Here is a 15,728-nt window from a genome sequence, read left to right on the forward strand (position 1 = left end):
GCATGATGGACGTCCGCGGGCGAACAGTGATCGTCGTGGGGCTCGGCCGGAGCGGCGTCGCGGCAGCGCGCCTCCTGAACGCGCGCGGCGCGCGCGTGATCGCGAACGACGGCGCGCCGCGCGAGCGGCTCTCCGCCGCGGCCGCGGCCCTCGAGGGCGAGGGCGTCGTCCTCGCGCCGGGAGGGCACGATCCGGCGCTGTTCGACGGCGCCGACCTCGTGGTCGTCTCGCCGGGCGTGCCGTCGTTTCCCGCGCTCGACGCCGTCGCTCGCTCCGGGCGCGAGGTCATCGGCGAGCTCGAGCTCGCGTCGCGCTTCGTGTCGGCGCCCGTCGTGCTCGTCGGCGGGACCAACGGCAAGAGCACGACGACGGCGCTCACGGGCGCGATGCTCGAGCGGGCCGGCCTCCGGACGTTCGTCGGCGGCAACTTCGGGACCCCCCTCGCCGAGGTCGTCGACCAGACGTGGGACGTCCTCGTCCTCGAGATCTCGAGCTTCCAGGCGGAGCGCGTGCCGACGCTGCACGCGCGCGCCCACGCGCTGCTGAACATCACGGACGATCACCTCGACCGCTACGCGAGCTTCGCGGCGTACGCCGACGCGAAGGGCAACCCGTTCGAGCGCATGACGCCCGACGACGTCGCGGTCGTCCCCTTCGGCGACGAGCTCGTCGCCCGCCAGGCGGCGCGCGGGCGCGCCCGCGTCGTGACGTTCAGCGCGCGCGACGCCCGCGCCGACGTGAGCGCCGCGGGGGGCGCGATCGTCGATCGCGTCACCGGCGCCCGCTACCCGCTGGATCGCGTGCGGCTCGCGGGCGCGCACAACCTCGCGAACGCCTGCGCCTCCGCCGCGCTCGCCGCCGCGCTCGGCGCCCCCGCGGCGGCGATCGGCGACGCGCTCTCGAGCTTCGAGGGGCTCGCGCACCGGACCGCGCTCGTCGCGGACGTCGGCGGGGTCCGGTATTACGACGACTCGAAGGGGACCAACGTCGGCGCCTCCGTCGCCGCGCTCTCCGGCCTGATCGAGGCGAAGGCCGTCCTGATCGCGGGCGGGCGCGACAAGCTCGGCGACTACGCCCCGCTCGTGTCCGCGCTGCGGGAGCGGGGGCGCGCCCTCGTCGTCCTCGGCGAGGCCGCGGACCGCATCGCCGCCGCGGCCGCCGGCGTCCTGCCGATCGCGCGGGCGGGCTCGATGGCGGAGGCGGTCCTCGCCGCGCGCTCCCTCGCCCGGCCGGGCGACGCGGTGCTGCTCAGCCCCGCGTGCTCCAGCTTCGATATGTTCCGCGACTACAAGGACCGCGGCGACGCCTTCGTCCGCGCGGTGCGCGAGCTCCAGGGAGCTGCCGGCGGGGCCGCCGGGGAGGTGGCGTCGTGACGTCGTGGAGCAGCGCGTTCGGCGCGCGCGCCGACGCACCCAAGAACCGGCACGTCGGTCCCCCCGACCAGGAGAAGGCGGCGCCGGGCGGGATCGCGGCGGCCGCCGAGGCCTTCTGGAAGGTGCGATCGAGCCCGTCGGGCCCGGTCGACGCGCTCCTCGCGGCGGTCGTCACGGCGCTCATCGGCTTCGGCGTGGTGATGGTCTACAGCGCCAGCGCCGTCGAGGCGACGGTCCGCTACAAGGACGCGCAGTTCTTCCTCAAGCGTCAGGCGGTCTACGCGGTCCTCTCGATCGCCACGATGTGGATCACGAGCCGCATCGATCACCGCCGGCTCAAGGTCCTCACGTACCCGGTGCTCATCACCGTCACCGGGATGCTCGTCGCCTGCGTGGCGGGGCTCGGCCACAAGGCCGGCAACGCCTACCGCTGGATCTCGCTCGGCCCTGTCCACGTGCAGCCGGCCGAGGTGGCGAAGCTCGGGATCGTCCTCTGGCTCGCCTACTCGCTGTCGAAGAAGGCCGAGCGCATCAAGTCGTTCTCCGTCGGCTTCCTCCCGCACCTCCTCGTCGTCGGGCTCTTGATGCTCCTCTGCCTCAAGCAGCCCGACTTCGGCAGCGCGGTCGTGCTGCTCTTCCTGACCTTCACGCTGCTGTTCGTGGCGGGCGCGCGCGTCCCGTACATCGCCGCGTTCTCCATGCTGCTGGCGTTCGCCGGCGCCGCGCTCGTTCGCTTCAGCGGGTACCGCTACGCGCGCTACCTCGCGTGGATCGACATGGACAACAACCGCGCGGACCTCGCCTACCAGCCGTTCCAGTCGGTCATGAGCTTCGGCTCGGGCGGGCTCTTCGGCCTCGGCCTCGGGCGAGGGCTGCAGGTGCTCTACCTGCCGGAGGCGCACACCGATTTCGTGTCCGCGATCGTCGGCGAAGAGCTCGGCTTCGTCGGCATCGTCGGCCTGTGCGCGGCCTACCTCGTCATCGTCTCGCGGGGCGTGAAGATCGCCCTCGAGGCGGCCGACGACTACGGCAGCTTCATGGCGTTCGGCATCGCGACGCTCTTCGGGGTGCAGGCGATGACGAACCTCGCCGTCGCGATGGCGATCCTCCCCACGAAGGGGCTCACGCTGCCGTTCCTCAGCTATGGCGGCTCCTCGTTGCTCGTGAACGCCGCGGCCGCGGGCATCCTGCTCAGCATCAGCCGATCGCGGACCGTCGTGGCCCCCGAGAAGCGCGGCGAGGCGGGCGCTTCGCCCGTCCCGCACGCGCCGAGCGCGTCGGCCGTGGTCGCCGCGTCGGCCGAGGAGGGCGGCGCATGGTGACCGTGCTCATCGCCGGAGGCGGCACCGGCGGCCACGTCTTCCCGATGATCGCCGTGGGCGACGCCGTCCGCGCCGCGGCGCGCGACGAAGAGGCGCGCGTCGTCTACGTCGGCACCGCGCGCGGCATCGAGGTGCGCGTGATGGGCGAGCGCGGCGACAACCTCGAGCTGCTCCACGTCCTGCCGCTCCGCGGGGGCGGCCTCTCCGGCTTCGTGCGCGGCGCTGCTCGCGCGGGCAGCGTCCTCCCGGAGGCGAGGCGGCTCGTCGAGCGGCTCGACGCCCGCGTGGCGCTCTCGCTCGGCGGGTACGCCGGCGGACCGGTCTCGCTCGCGGCCCGCTCGCTCGGCGTTCCGGTCGCGATCCTGGAGCCGAACAGCGTCCTCGGGCTGTCGAACCGGCTGCTCGCGCCCATCGTCGATCGCGCGTACGTCGCCTTCCCGGAGACGGCGCGCGCGCTGCGCCCGAGCACCGTGCGCCTCTTCGGCGTCCCCCTCCGGCGCGCCTTCGCCCGCGCCCCGTACGCGCCGCGCGAAGGCGCGCTCCGCCTGCTGGTCCTCGGCGGCAGCCAGGGCGCGCTGGCGCTGAACGACGTCGTCCCCCGCGCGATCGCGCGGGGCCGCGAGCGCGGCGCCGACCTCGAGGTGGTTCACCAGACGGGCAGGGATCGCGAGGCCGCGGTCCGGGCGCTCTACGCCGAGCTCGGCCTGGCAGGGCGCGCGCGCGTCGTCCCGTTCATCGACGACGTGGCGGAGGCGCTCGCCGCGGCCGACGTCGTGATCGCCCGCGCGGGCGCGTCGACGCTCGCCGAGCTCTGCGCGGTCGGGCGCCCTTCAATCCTGATTCCGTACCCGTTCGCGGCCGACAACCACCAGCTGAGGAACGCGCAATCGCTCGAGCGGGCCTCCGCCGCGGTGGCGATCGCCCAGGGCGACGCCACCGAGCTGCGCCTCGCCGACGAGATCGCCCGGCTCGCGGCCGCGCCGGCGCTCCGGGCCCGCATGGCGGACGCGGCGGCGGCCTTCGCCACGCGGGACGCCGCGGCGCGCGTCGCCGCCGATCTGCTCGAGCTCGCGCGGGCCCCGCGCCACCGCGCGCTGCGCTTCCCCACCCTCGGAGGGCGGGCGGCGCGCGCTGGCGAGGCGCAGCGCGGCGCCGTGACGAACCAGGCTGCGCCGCTCGGCGCTGGCCTCGGCTGGGAGGAGGCAGGCTGATGTTCCGCGGTCGCGTTCGCCACGTCCATTTCGTCGGCATCGGGGGCGTCGGGATGAGCGGCCTCGCCGAGATCCTGCGCTCGCTCGAGTTCGAGGTCTCCGGCTCGGATCTCAAGGAGAGCTCGACGACGCGGCGGCTCACGTCGCTCGGCGTCCGGATCGACATCGGCCACCGCGCCGAGAACGTCCGCGGCGTCGATGTCGTCGTCTACTCGAGCGCCATCCGCCCCGAGAACCCCGAGCTCACCGAGGCGCGCGCGCTCGGCACCCCGGTGATCGGGCGCGCGGAGATGCTCGCCGAGCTGATGCGCGTGAAGTACGGCGTCGCGATCGCGGGCTCGCACGGCAAGACCACCACGACCTCCCTGGTCGCCACCGTCCTGCGCGCCGCCGGCCTCGATCCCACCGTCGTCGTCGGCGGCAAGATGGCGGCGCTCGGCACGAACGCGCGGCTCGGCGCCGGTGACCTGCTCGTCGCCGAGGCCGACGAGAGCGACGGATCGTTCCTGCGGCTCACCCCGACGATCGCGGTCGTCACCAACATCGACCCCGAGCACCTCGATCACTACGGCACGCACGAGCGCATCAAGGACGCCTTCGTCGAGTTCGCCGCGCGCGTCCCGTTCTACGGGCTCGCCGTGCTCTGCCTCGACCACCCGCACGTCCAGGATCTGCTCCCGCGCATCCCGCGCCGCCACGTCACGTACGGCGTCTCGCCGCAGTCGGACTACTCGGCGCGCGGCATCCAGTTCCGCGGCCTCGAGACGAGCTTCAACGCGTACCGCCGGGGGGAGCCGCTCGGCGGCTTCACGGTGAAGATGCCGGGCGCGCACAACGTCCTCAACTGCCTCGCCACCATCGCGGTCGCGGACGAGCTCGAGGTGCCGCTCGACGTCACCAAGCAGGCGCTGGCCACGTTCGGCGGCGTCGCTCGCCGCTTCACCGTCGTCGGGTCGATCGGCGGCGTCACGATGATCGACGACTACGGCCACCACCCGGCCGAGATCCGCGCCACCATCGACGCGGCCCGCCGGGCGTTCCCCGGCGAGGATCACCGCGTCGTCGTGGCCTTCCAGCCGCACCGGCACACCCGCACGCGCGATCTCTTCGACGAGTTCACGCGGGCCTTCAACCAGGCCGACGTCCTGCTCGTCACGGACATCTACGCCGCGGGCGAGCCGCCGATCCCCGGCGTCACCGCGGAGCGCCTCGTCCAGTCGATCCGGGAGCACGGCCACCACGACGCGCGCTTCATCGCCGACAAGACCGACCTCCCGGAGGCCCTCGAGAAGATCGCCCGGCCCGGCGACGTGGTCATCGCGCTCGGCGCGGGCGACGTGAACGCGTGCGTGCGGGGGCTCAAGGCGCGGCTCGAGGCGAAGTCGCCGCCGCAGGAGGGCAGCTCATGACCGAGCGTCCCAGCGCGCCCCCGCCGAACCGCCGCCGCTCGATGCCGTCGGTGCCCGCGGCGCCGCCGGTCCGGGCGGCCTCGCGCGGCTCGAAGCCCGAGCCCGTGGCGGCGGTGCCGCCGAAGAACGAGCGCGTGCGCGCGCCGACCCCGTCGTCGCACGAGTCGCCGGCCCCGCCCGCGACGAGCGTCTCCGTGCGCCCGCCGCGCCCGACGGCGAAGGACGGCGCGCCCCCGGCGGCGCGCCCTCGGCGGCCGATCGCGCGCCACCTCCGCGCGCTGCAGCTGCTCGCGGGCGCCGCCGTCGTGCTCGTCGCCTCGACCGCCGTCGCGTGGGGCGCGCGCCGCTACATCGTGTCGAGCCCTCGCTTCGCCGTGCGCACGGTGCTCGTCGACGGCGTCCAGCGCCGGACCGCCGAGCAGGTGGCCAGCTCCGGCGGCATCGAGGTGGGCAAGAACATCTTCACGCTCGATCTCGATCTCGCCGGCGCCTCGATCGCCACCGACCCCTGGATCGAGAAGGCGACGGTCACGCGCAGGCTCCCCTCGACGATCCACGTCGACGTCGTCGAGCGGGAGGCGCAGGCCCTGGTCGCCATCGGTGGCGATCTCTACCTCGCGACGCGCGACGGCGAGCTCTTCAAGGAGCTCGCCGGCGACGACCCCGTCGACCTCCCGATCGTCACGGGGATCACCGGCGAACAGGTGGCGCGGGATCGCCCCGGCGTCGTCATCGCGGTCCGGCGCCTGCTCGACGTGGTCGAGGACCTGGAGCGCGCCGGCGTCGCGCGCCGCTATCCGACCCAGGAGCTCCACGTCGAGCGGGACGGGTCGATCGTCGTCACCATCGGGAAGGAGGCGATCTCGCTCCACCTCGGGCAGCCGCCCTACCGGGACAAGGTCGCCCAGGCGTCGCGGGTGCTCACCGAGCTCGCCCAGCGAAAGGCGAGCGCGTCGGTGATCTTCCTCGACAACGACGCGCACCCCGAGCGCGTCGTGGTGAGGATGAGATGAGCGCGGTCGGGCACGCTCTCCGCGCCGGCGATCGCCGAGCAAAACTTGGCCGGTGCTGCTGGCTCATGGCAGCGTCGTGCCCGCCTTACACGCGTATGGGGCCCGTCCCCGCATGAGGTGGTGCACGCAATGAAGAGCCGGATGGAGACTACTGAGATCGTCGTCGGACTCGACATCGGGACGACCAAGGTCTCGGCGGTCGTTGGCGAGATCGACGCTGATGGGATCACCATCCTCGGGGTGGGCAACGTCCCGTGCCGCGGCCTGCGGAAGGGCGTGGTGAGCAACATCGACTGGACGGTGCGCTCGATCGCCGAGGCGATCGAGGCCGCCCAGACGATGGCGGGCGTCGAGATCCGCACCGTGTATGCCGGCGTCGCGGGCAGCCACATCCGCTGCCAGCAATCCGACGGCGTCGCCGCGGTCTCCGGCGGCGAGGTCACGCGGCTGGACGTCGAGCGCGTCCTCGAGGGCGCGCGGGCCATCCCCGTCGACGCCGATCGTCAGATCCTGCACGTCCTGCCGCGCGAGTTCACGGTCGACAACCAGGACGGCATCCGCGACCCGGTCGGGATGAGCGGCGTCCGGCTCGGCGTGAAGGTGAACCTGATCACCGCCGCGACCTCGTGCGTGCAGAACGTCGTCCGCTGCGCGGAGCGCTGTGGCCTCACCGTGGCCGACGTGGTGCTGGAGCCGCTCGCCAGCGCCGAGGCGGTGCTCTCCGAGGACGAGAAGGAGATCGGCGTCGCCATCATCGACATCGGCGGCGGTACGACGGACCTGCTCCTCTACGTGGACGGCGGAATCGCGCATGCCAGCGTGATCCCGGCGGGCGGCAACAACGTGACGGCCGACATCGCCGCCGGGCTGCGCACGCCGATGGGCGAGGCCGAGCGCCTGAAGCGCAACGCCGGCTGCGCCCTGGGCCGAATGGTGGGCGACGAGGAGGAGATCGAGGTCCCCGGCGTCGGCGGGCACCTGCCGCGCAAGGCGGCGCGCCGCGTCCTGTCGGACATCATCGAGCCGCGCGTCGAGGAGATCTTCGCGGTCATCCGCAAGCGGATCGAGGACACCGGGATGCTCGAGCAGCTCTCGGCCGGCGCGGTGGTCACCGGCGGCGGCGTCCTCATGGAAGGGATGACGGAGTTCGCCGAGGAGATCCTCGGGATGCCCGTGCGCCTCGGCGTGCCGGTCGGCGTGCGAGGCATCACGCAGCTCGTGGCTGGCCCGCAGTACGCGACGGGCGTGGGCCTCGTTCAGTACGGCGCCAACGCACTCGCGCAGGCGCGCGCGCTCACGCCGGTGACGCTCGACGCCGGCCACGCCGGACGCGCGGAGATCCGTCGCGAGAAGCTCCGCGAGCGCGAGTCGCGTCGAGATGTCATCGAAGAAATGCCGATTGAAAAGAGGTCGAGCGGGAGGTTCTGGAACTGGCTTCGAGCAGCATTCTAGGCATGACGTGGCAAGAGAAAGTTGTTAGAGAATTGGGTTTGAGAGGGTCCGATAGCGCACTGGCGATCCCTCTTGAATTCGAAGTCAAGAGGGTTTGAAGCGCGGTGTTCGAAGGGGAAGAGGCGCCCCTCCGAATGCCGTCCGGAGCGAGGACGTCCTCGCGCACTGAGGGTTCCGCGCCGCTCGACCTTTGCGGGGGTCGGCGCCGGGCCGAGCGGCTAGCTGTACTTCCCCGGGAGGAGTTCATGAGTTTCTCCATCGAGTTTGCCGACGAGCACACCGGGTACGACGCCCGGATCAAGGTCATCGGTTGTGGCGGTTCTGGCGGCAATGCAGTCAACACGATGATCAACTTCGGCCTCGAGGGCGTGGAGTTCATCGTCGTCAACACCGACGCCCAGGCGCTCGGATCGAGCCTCGCCCCGACCAAGCTCCACATCGGGGCGAGCGTCACGCGCGGTCTCGGCGCGGGCGCCGATCCCGAGAAGGGCCGCAAGGCGGCGCTCGAGGACGTGACGCGCGTCAAGGAGTGCATCCAGGGCGCCGACATGGTGTTCGTCACCGCGGGGATGGGCGGCGGCACGGGCACGGGCGCCGCGCCGGTCATCGCGCAGCTCGCGCGCGAGGAGGGCTGCCTCACCGTCGGCGTCGTGACGAAGCCGTTCTTCTTCGAGGGCAAGCAGCGCTCGCGCCGCGCCGAGCTCGGCCTCGCGATGCTCGCGGAGCACGTCGACACGCTCATCACGATCCCGAACCAGAAGCTCCTCTCGCTGGGCGACGAGGATCTCTCGTTCGTCGAGGCGTTCCGCAAGGCGGACGAGGTGCTCTATCAGGCGATCAAGGGCATCAGCGATCTCATCACGCAGAACGGGATCGTGAACGTCGACTTCGCGGACGTGAAGACGGTGATGTCGAACATGGGCCGCGCGCTCATGGGCACCGGCTGCGCGAAGGGGCAGGGCCGCGCTCGCCTCGCCGCCGAGATGGCCGTCAGCTCGCCGCTGCTCGACGACATCTCGGTCGAGGGCGCGACCGGCGTGCTCATCAACATCGTCGGCGGCCCCGACATGCGGATGCGCGAGATCGAGGAGGCCGCGACGCTCGTGCAGGAGCAGGCGCACGAGGACGCGAACATCATCTTCGGCGCGACCATCGACGAGAACATGGGCGAGATGATCAAGGTGACGGTCATCGCGACCGGCTTCGACCACCTCGTCGCCGAGGTCCCGCAGCAGCTCGCGAGCGCCGCGCAGCCGCGCGCCACCGCGCACTCCATCGGCGCGTCGCTCGCCGCGGCGGCCGGGCCGATGTCGGGCCGCTCCGCCCCGAGCGCTCCTCCCATGCCCATGACGCAGCGCCAGCCGCACCGGCACGAGGAGGTCGCGTATCCGACCACCCGCCGGCCCGCGCCGCAGGTCCAGGCGGCAGGCGGCAGCCCGCGCGACCGCGCGAGCTTCGTCCCTCCGCTCGACTCCGACTGGGACACGCCCGCGTTCCAGCGCCGGGGCCAGTAGCAGCACCGCCGCCCACGCGGAAGAACTCCCGGTGCGCCGCCACCGCGGGCGTTCACGCTGTATTACGCGTTGACAGGCGCGCACGACGACTTATGGTCAGCCGGCGCCTGTGCCCGCTGTCGGGCAGGATCGACGCGGCGGTCCACGATTCATGAGTGAAAAGCGCGACTTCTACGAAGTTCTTGGCCTCGCGCGAGACGCGACGCCTGACGACATTCGCAAGGCCTATCGTCAGGCTGCGTTGAAGAACCACCCCGACCGGAACCCCGGCGATGCGTCGGCGGAGGCCCGCTTCAAAGAGGCCACCGAGGCGTACCAGGTCCTCTCCGATGAGGAGAAGCGCAGTCGGTACGACCAGTTCGGGCACGCCGGCCTCGAGGGGATCGGCGGCGCGGCCGACGGCGACATCTTCTCCCACTTCCAGGACATCTTCTCGGAGTTCTTCGGCGGCTTCGGGGGCGGGCAGCGCCGGCGGCGCGGGCCCGCGCGCGGCCAGGACATCCGGGTTCAGCAGCGGCTCTCGCTGCGGGACGCCTTGCTCGGCTGCAAGCGGGAGGTCGTCCTGCGGACGCCGGTGGCGTGCGACGACTGCTCCGGCTCGGGGGCGAAGCCAGGGACGAAACGCAAGCCGTGCGGTACGTGCGGCGGCGCCGGGCAGGTCTCGACCTCGCGCGGGTTCGTGATGTTCACCCAGACCTGCCCTGAATGCTCGGGCGAGGGGTCGGTCGTCAAGACGCCGTGCGCCACCTGCAAGGGGTTCGGGGCGGTCGAGAAGACGCGGAAGGTCGTCGTCAATTTCCCGGCCGGCATCGACGGCGGCCAGCGGCTCAGGGTGCCGGGCCAGGGCATGCCGGGCGCCCAGGGCGCGCCGCCCGGCGATCTGTACGTCGACGTCGATCTGGCCGCGGACGAGCGCTTCGAGCGCGACGGGCTCGACCTCATCACGCGGGCGCCCATCTCCTTCGCCGACGCGGCGCTCGGCAGCACGGTCAAGATCGACCTGCCGGACGACACGGTCGTCGACGTCGAGGTCCCGGCGGGCGTGCAGCCCGGCGAGGTGATCTCGGTCAAGGGCAAGGGCGCGCCGCGGATCGATGGTCGCGGCCGCGGAGCGCTCCAGGTGGTCATCCAGGTCGAGGTGCCGCGGAACCTGTCGCCCGCAGCGCAAGAGCTGCTCCGCAGGTTCCAGGACGAGGTCGCCAAGCACCAGCCGGCGGCGAAGGCGGCGACCGCGTAACAGCGCCGACGCCCGGCGAGCTGGCAGGATTTCTCGCGAAAGGCGCGAGCCTACGCCGCGCTCAGCGCGTCGTGCCGATCCAGGCGCCCGCGCACGCGAGGCTGAAGGCGATGGGGGCCAGCGCGGCCGCGAACACGACGGCGACGGGGGCCGCGAGGCCGAGCAGCACCAGAGAGCCCAGGATGGCGAGCGCCGCCGAGGCAGCCGGCTCGAGGACGCTGCCCGTCGACGAGGCCCGGGCGACGAGATAACCGGCCAGGGGGAAGGCGGCGATCGCCGCTGCGACGAGCAAGAGGAGCGGCGCCGCCGCGGCGGCCGAGGCGTCGCCCCGGTCCACCGCCGCGAAGTCGACGCCGAAGCGATGGCCGAGCGCGATCGCGATCGCGAGCGCGGTCGTCATCACCCCGACCGTGACGAGCGCGCCGAAGGCGATCCACGTGAGCGTCACCGGTCGTTCGGTGCGCCTGAGCGCCTCACGCAACGTTCCGAGCGACGGCGGAGCGATGCGGGGGAGGAAGCGGCGCTCCCTGCGCTGCGAGCTGTGCGGCGACGCGCCTCGGCGGAGCAGGTCGCGGGCGGCGAGGAAGGTCACGAGGCCGGTGCCGAGGAGCACAGGCGCCGCGATGACGAGCGCGACCGGGCGGCACGCAAAGACGATGTAGTCGTAGGCGCCGTTGAGCACCATCGCGCCGAGCCACGCGGCGTTGAAGCGGCGGCCGCCGAGCGGCCGCGTGCGCTCGCGGCCCAGCGCGTAGCCCCAGAGCGAGGCGAAGAAGAGGTGCGCCGGCACGGCGAGGAGGGCCCGCGCGATGTCGAGCGGCTCCAGCGGCCGGCCCCACAGGTACACGGCGTTGTGGGCCGACACGAACCCGAGCGCCGCGGCGGCCGCGTACACGAGCCCGTCGAACGGCTCCTCCACGGCGCGCAGCCGCGCGATCGGCGCGACGGCCGCCACCTTGAGGCCCTGCTCCAGCGGCGCCGTGACCACGAAGATGTAGACGAGCGTGACGGCGTCGAGCGCGCTGGCGGACTTGTCGAGGCCTTGCCAGCGCTGGAGGAACGTCTCGATGAGCAGCGCCGGCACGAACGCGAGCGCGCCGAGCAGCGCCGTCCCCACCGCGAACCGGCGCCTGCCATAGAGGCGCTGCGACCAGACGAGGAGCGCGGCCAGCCCTCCGAGCGGCGCTGCGACGGTGGCGAGCCAGAGGAGCGCGGCGGCGGCGTTCATGGGCGCGAGGGGCGGGGCGGTGGAGCTGGCTTCGCTGCGGCTAGAAGTGGAGCCCGGCGACCGCGGTCAGGGCGAGCGCCGAGCCCACGCTGGAGCCCTCGGCCGCGAGCAGATCGGCCTTGGCTTGCTGGGGCGCGGCGGCTCCGCCCTTGATCCCTTCGATCGCGGCCGCGGAGAGCCCCGGCCTGGTCAGCGCCAGGAGCTCCCAGCTCGCGTTCGCGCCGATCGAGAAGACCGGCGACAGGTAGAGGTCGAGCCCACCGGAGACCCTCCCGTAGAAGCCGCGGATCGCGATGGCGTCGGCCGCGCCGCTCACCGCGCTCTTGACGCTGCCGAGGCCGGCGTAGCCGAAGCCCAGATCGACGTGCGGGTCGAGCTTCCCGAGCGGCAGGTGCATGCCGACCTCGCCGCCCAGGGTGAAGAGCTGCCAGTCGCTGAAGAACCCGACCCGCCCGCGGGCGCCCAGCGTGAAGTACAGGAGCCGGACGCCGGCCCCCGCGCCGATGACGCCCCCGTTGGCCGCGCTCGAAACGAACCCGGCCGTGAAGTCGTCCTCGTCGATGTTGAACGTCTGGAGGCCGACGTTCTCGTAGCCTCCCTCGACGTTCAGCCAGACGATCTCGAGGCCGCGCCCCGAGTCCCGCTCCTTGGCCTCGTCGAGGCGCTGCTCTGTGCCGTCGGGGGCGGCGGGCTCCGGCTCGGGCGTGGTCATCGGAGGGGGCGGCGCCAGGCCTCCGGCCTGCATCGATGGATCGTACGGGTTCGGCTGCGCGGCCGCGGCGCCGGCGGGCGAGGCGGCGCTGGCGCCGACGCTCGGCGACGTCCCCGGGAGCGGCTGCCCCTGCTGTGCCAGGGCCGCGGACGTCATGGAGGCCGACGTGAGAACGGTGAGCAGGCAAAGCGCGCGACGAGCGATCATTCGTCCTCTTCCTGGCTGTTCCCGTCGAGCCCGTCGGTTCGACCCTTCGATTCCAGGGTCTCGGCGTCCCCTGTGGATGAGACGGGCGGGCCAGGCACCCGGTAGCCACCGTCGAGCCAGTGGCCGAGGTCCACCAGCTTGCACTGGGGCGAGCAGAACGGAAAGACCGGGTTCTCGGGCCTGGGCCCCGCCGACTTGCGGCAAATCGGGCACCTCGCGCCTGCCAAAGCTCCCATGCGGCGTAACGTAGCAGCGTCCACTGCGGGCATGTAGCCCGCGCTCGGTGAGCCGTGGACCCGCGCTCGCCGGCATGGGCCCGCGCTCGGCGGGCGTGCGGCCAGCGCTCGGCGCGTGTGTCGCCCGCGCTCGGCGCGCTGGGCCGAGGTCGCCGGAGCGATGCCCGCTCAGCGCGCCGGGACCGCGAGGTAGCGGGGCGCCCCGTGGCGCCGTACCCGCAACAGGAGATCCTGGTGTGCCGCCGCGCCCAGGCGCGCGGTCAGGTCGGCGCCGCCCCGCACCGGCGCGCCGTTCAGCTCGAGCACCACGTCGCCCACCTCGAGGCGGCCAGCCGCGGGGCTCCGAGGCGCGATCGACTCGATGCGCGCTCCTTCCAGGGCGTCGCTCGCCAGCACGCCGAACGGCGGCTGCTCGGCGCCCCTCGGCGCGCGATCCTCCAGCGCGCGCCAGCTCGACGACGGCTCGCGGGGGGCCGACGGATCGAGCTTCATCGTCGCGCGCCGGTCCGCGCCGTCGCGCTTGTAGACGAGCTCCACCTCGTCTCCCGGCTTGGCTCGCCGGAGCATGCGCGCGAGCTCGCGCGCGTGCTCGACGCGGCGCCCCTCGACCGACGTGATCACGTCGCCCGGCCTGAAGCCCAGCCGCGATCCGGGGCCCTCCGGCTCGACCTCCGTGATCAGCGCGCCCATCCGCCCTGGCAGCCGGAGCACCCGCGCGAGCTGCGAGGTCACCTCCTGGAAGCTGATCCCGATGCGCCCCCGGTCCACGCGGCCCGTCTCCCGCAGCTCGGGCAGGATCTCGAGCACCTCGTCGATCGGCAGGGCGAAGCTGATGCCGCGGCCATCGGCGTGGATCGCCGTCGCGATGCCGATCACCTGCCCCGTGGCGTCGAAGAGCGGCCCGCCGCTGTTTCCCGGGTTGATGGCGGCGTCGGTCTGGAGGAAGCCGTCGAGGTTCCCCGTGCCCATGGGCCTCGACGTCGCGCTGATGATGCCCCGGGTCACGGTCGGTCCGAGCCCGAACGGGCTCCCGATCACGATGACGCCGTCGCCAGGCCGGACCGGCGCGCTCGATCCGAGGGAGGCGACCCGCAGCGACCCCGCTCCGAGCAGCTTCAACAGCGCCACGTCGAGGGTCGGATCCCGCCCGACCACGGTCGCCTCGAAGGCGCGCTCGTCCGAGAGCTGCACCTCGATGCCGAACGCGTCGCCGATCACGTGATCGCTCGTCAGCACGAGCCCTTCTTCGGCGATCACGAACCCGGATCCGATCGCCCGCTCCACCCGCTGCGCACGGCCCTCGAACGGGAGCGCCGGGCCCGCGCGCCCGTCTGGAAACGAGGGCGCGCGCAGGGTGGTGATGGTCACCACCACCGGCCGCACCTGCTCGATCAGCGCAGGCAGGGGCATCGCGCCGCGGGCCGCTGGCGGCTCGGGCGGCGATTCCGCGCGCGGGACCGAGCACGGCGCGCTCACCGGGCCGCGGGGCGATGGAGGGGGCGAGAGCGCGGCTGCCCGGTCGTTGCAGGCAGCGAGCGGTGCGGTCCCGAGGAACCCGACACACGCCCATGCGGCAGCGCGGAGCCGTCCCACGGCCCGGACGTAGAGCCTCGAGGCGCGACCGCAAGCGCGCAAGGACCGGCCGCTGGAGAGCGCTCCGCGCCGCGGCCGAGCTGCTCCGGGGTCCGGACGAGGCGGCGCGCGCGCGGCTCGCTGGCCGCTCAGCCAGGAGGCGCGCCTCGCGCGGCCTCCGTGCGCACCACCTGGACGACGACCTCCACCAGGCGACCGCCGGGCTGGACGAACGTCGCCTTGCCGCGCCCCCCTTCGAAGCGCCACGCCAGATCGGCAGGAGCGCCCGTCTCTCCCGCGCCTTCGCCGACGCGGACGACGGCGCTCACCTCCAGCGTCTGCTTCCCTGCCGTCACGGCGCCCCGCGCCACCGCGAACGTCCCGCCGCCGAGCAGCGCGATCGTCCGCTTCGCCAGGTTGCTCAGGTGTCGCGCGGGCTCTTCCCCTCCGGGCTCCGGACGCCACGTCGCGATGTGCCCGGCGTCGTCGATGTCGATCACGAAGCGCGCCTTCCCCGCGCTTCCGGGCGGGAGCGTCGCCCAGATCGGATCCGCCTGGCACGCGGGCGGGATGGCCCTCGTGAAGGCGCGCCCGAGGTTGCGCACAGCGCTGGCGCCGGCCGCCCCGAAGTCGCCCTCGCCGTCTTCTCCGGCGCCAGCGCTCGTCCGCGCGGCGGCGGAGCGCGCCGGTGCGCCGGCTTCCCCGTTCGCCGCGGGCTCCCGGCGTCGCTCTGCGGGCCGCGGCGTCGCCTTGGGCCGGGGCGCCACATTCGGCCGAGCCGCCGCCTGGCCGCGCGGCGCGGCCGCCACGGGCGGCGCCGGCTCGCCGCCGGCCTCAGGAGGGCGCTCTGCCGGCGCCGTGGGCCGGCTGGCATCGGCCGGAGCGCGCGCCGCTGGCATGCTCGTCGGCTCGCCGCGCTCGCCGGCCTCGTCGCGCCCGCCGCGAGCGTCGCTCGGGCGCGCCGCGCCACCGCTGCCCGGCAGCGCGGACGTGAGCCCGGTCCAGAGATCGATCGGCTCGCGCTCCGCCGCTGGCTCGGCGGGATCGCTGGCGGGCACCTCCGGCCCGAGCCGCGCCGAGCTCCACGCGCCCAGATGGACGAGCGCCGATACGAGGAGCGCCGGCAGCATCGCTCGTTGATCGCGCATCGGCTCGCACCCCGCCCTTCGGCCCAGTCGGACGCGCAGCGGCCCCAGCGCCTCGCCGAAGCTCGTTGCCCTTGGCCCGAGGTTCTGCCAGACA

At 73.5% G+C, this 15,728-nt stretch carries 13 protein-coding genes; 8 read left to right on the forward strand and 5 right to left on the reverse strand.

Annotated elements, in window-relative coordinates:
- Positions 1-2: 2 nt before the first annotated feature.
- The 8 genes from murD (at position 3) to dnaJ (ending at position 10,531) form a co-directional block, all read left to right on the forward strand.
- Positions 3-1,373 carry a UDP-N-acetylmuramoyl-L-alanine--D-glutamate ligase gene (gene murD, locus WMF34_RS08775; protein WP_437993000.1) on the forward strand — a complete coding sequence of 457 codons (1,371 nt, stop codon included), beginning with the start codon at positions 3-5 and terminating at the stop codon, positions 1,371-1,373.
- Positions 1,370-2,695 carry a putative lipid II flippase FtsW gene (gene ftsW, locus WMF34_RS08780; protein WP_012234298.1) on the forward strand — a complete coding sequence of 442 codons (1,326 nt, stop codon included), beginning with the start codon at positions 1,370-1,372 and terminating at the stop codon, positions 2,693-2,695. The genes murD and ftsW overlap by 4 nt, the downstream gene beginning before the upstream one ends.
- Entirely contained in the window at positions 2,689-3,906 is a 1,218-nt protein-coding gene (gene murG / locus WMF34_RS08785; protein WP_012234299.1) for an undecaprenyldiphospho-muramoylpentapeptide beta-N-acetylglucosaminyltransferase, read from the forward strand. Before ftsW ends, murG begins: the two co-directional genes overlap by 7 nt.
- Complete coding sequence (gene murC, locus WMF34_RS08790; protein ID WP_012234300.1) at positions 3,906-5,315, forward strand: UDP-N-acetylmuramate--L-alanine ligase; 1,410 nt, start codon at positions 3,906-3,908, stop codon at positions 5,313-5,315. Before murG ends, murC begins: the two co-directional genes overlap by 1 nt.
- Positions 5,312-6,328: a cell division protein FtsQ/DivIB gene (locus WMF34_RS08795; RefSeq protein WP_012234301.1), complete on the forward strand. Its 1,017-nt coding sequence runs from the start codon at positions 5,312-5,314 to the stop codon at positions 6,326-6,328. The genes murC and WMF34_RS08795 overlap by 4 nt, the downstream gene beginning before the upstream one ends.
- Positions 6,329-6,457: 129 nt before the next feature.
- A complete protein-coding gene (gene ftsA / locus WMF34_RS08800) occupies positions 6,458-7,780 on the forward strand; it encodes a cell division protein FtsA (protein WP_012234302.1) in 1,323 nt (440 codons plus the stop codon).
- Positions 7,781-8,025: 245 nt separating this feature from the next.
- Entirely contained in the window at positions 8,026-9,294 is a 1,269-nt protein-coding gene (ftsZ, locus tag WMF34_RS08805) for a cell division protein FtsZ (RefSeq protein ID WP_012234303.1), read from the forward strand.
- A 151-nt stretch (positions 9,295-9,445) separates the two neighbouring features.
- Positions 9,446-10,531 (forward strand): molecular chaperone DnaJ, encoded by a 1,086-nt coding sequence (gene dnaJ, locus WMF34_RS08810; protein ID WP_012234304.1) that lies wholly within the window; start codon positions 9,446-9,448, stop codon positions 10,529-10,531.
- Positions 10,532-10,592: 61 nt separating this feature from the next.
- Here dnaJ and WMF34_RS08815 read toward each other — a convergent pair whose 3' ends face one another.
- The 5 genes from WMF34_RS08815 to WMF34_RS08835 all read right to left on the reverse strand — a co-directional run bounded on the left by WMF34_RS08815 (position 10,593) and on the right by WMF34_RS08835 (position 15,634).
- Positions 10,593-11,759, reverse strand: coding sequence for a PrsW family intramembrane metalloprotease (locus WMF34_RS08815; protein WP_012234305.1), 1,167 nt, complete (start codon positions 11,757-11,759; stop codon positions 10,593-10,595).
- Positions 11,760-11,799: 40 nt separating this feature from the next.
- Entirely contained in the window at positions 11,800-12,678 is an 879-nt protein-coding gene (locus tag WMF34_RS08820) for a hypothetical protein (RefSeq protein ID WP_012234306.1), read from the reverse strand.
- A complete protein-coding gene (locus tag WMF34_RS08825; protein ID WP_080598804.1) occupies positions 12,675-12,914 on the reverse strand; it encodes a DNA gyrase inhibitor YacG in 240 nt (79 codons plus the stop codon). Before WMF34_RS08825 ends, WMF34_RS08820 begins: the two co-directional genes overlap by 4 nt.
- A 168-nt stretch (positions 12,915-13,082) precedes the next feature.
- Positions 13,083-14,324, reverse strand: a complete 1,242-nt coding sequence (locus WMF34_RS08830; protein ID WP_012234308.1) for a S1C family serine protease — start codon at positions 14,322-14,324, stop codon at positions 13,083-13,085.
- Positions 14,325-14,635: 311 nt separating this feature from the next.
- On the reverse strand, positions 14,636-15,634 hold the full coding sequence (locus WMF34_RS08835; protein ID WP_437993001.1) for a hypothetical protein: 999 nt from the start codon (positions 15,632-15,634) through the stop codon (positions 14,636-14,638).
- Positions 15,635-15,728 lie beyond the last annotated feature (94 nt).

The sequence above is a fragment of the Sorangium sp. So ce145 genome, from assembly GCF_051525985.1.
In the GTDB taxonomy this organism is placed as follows: domain Bacteria; phylum Myxococcota_A; class Polyangia; order Polyangiales; family Polyangiaceae; genus Sorangium; species Sorangium cellulosum_B.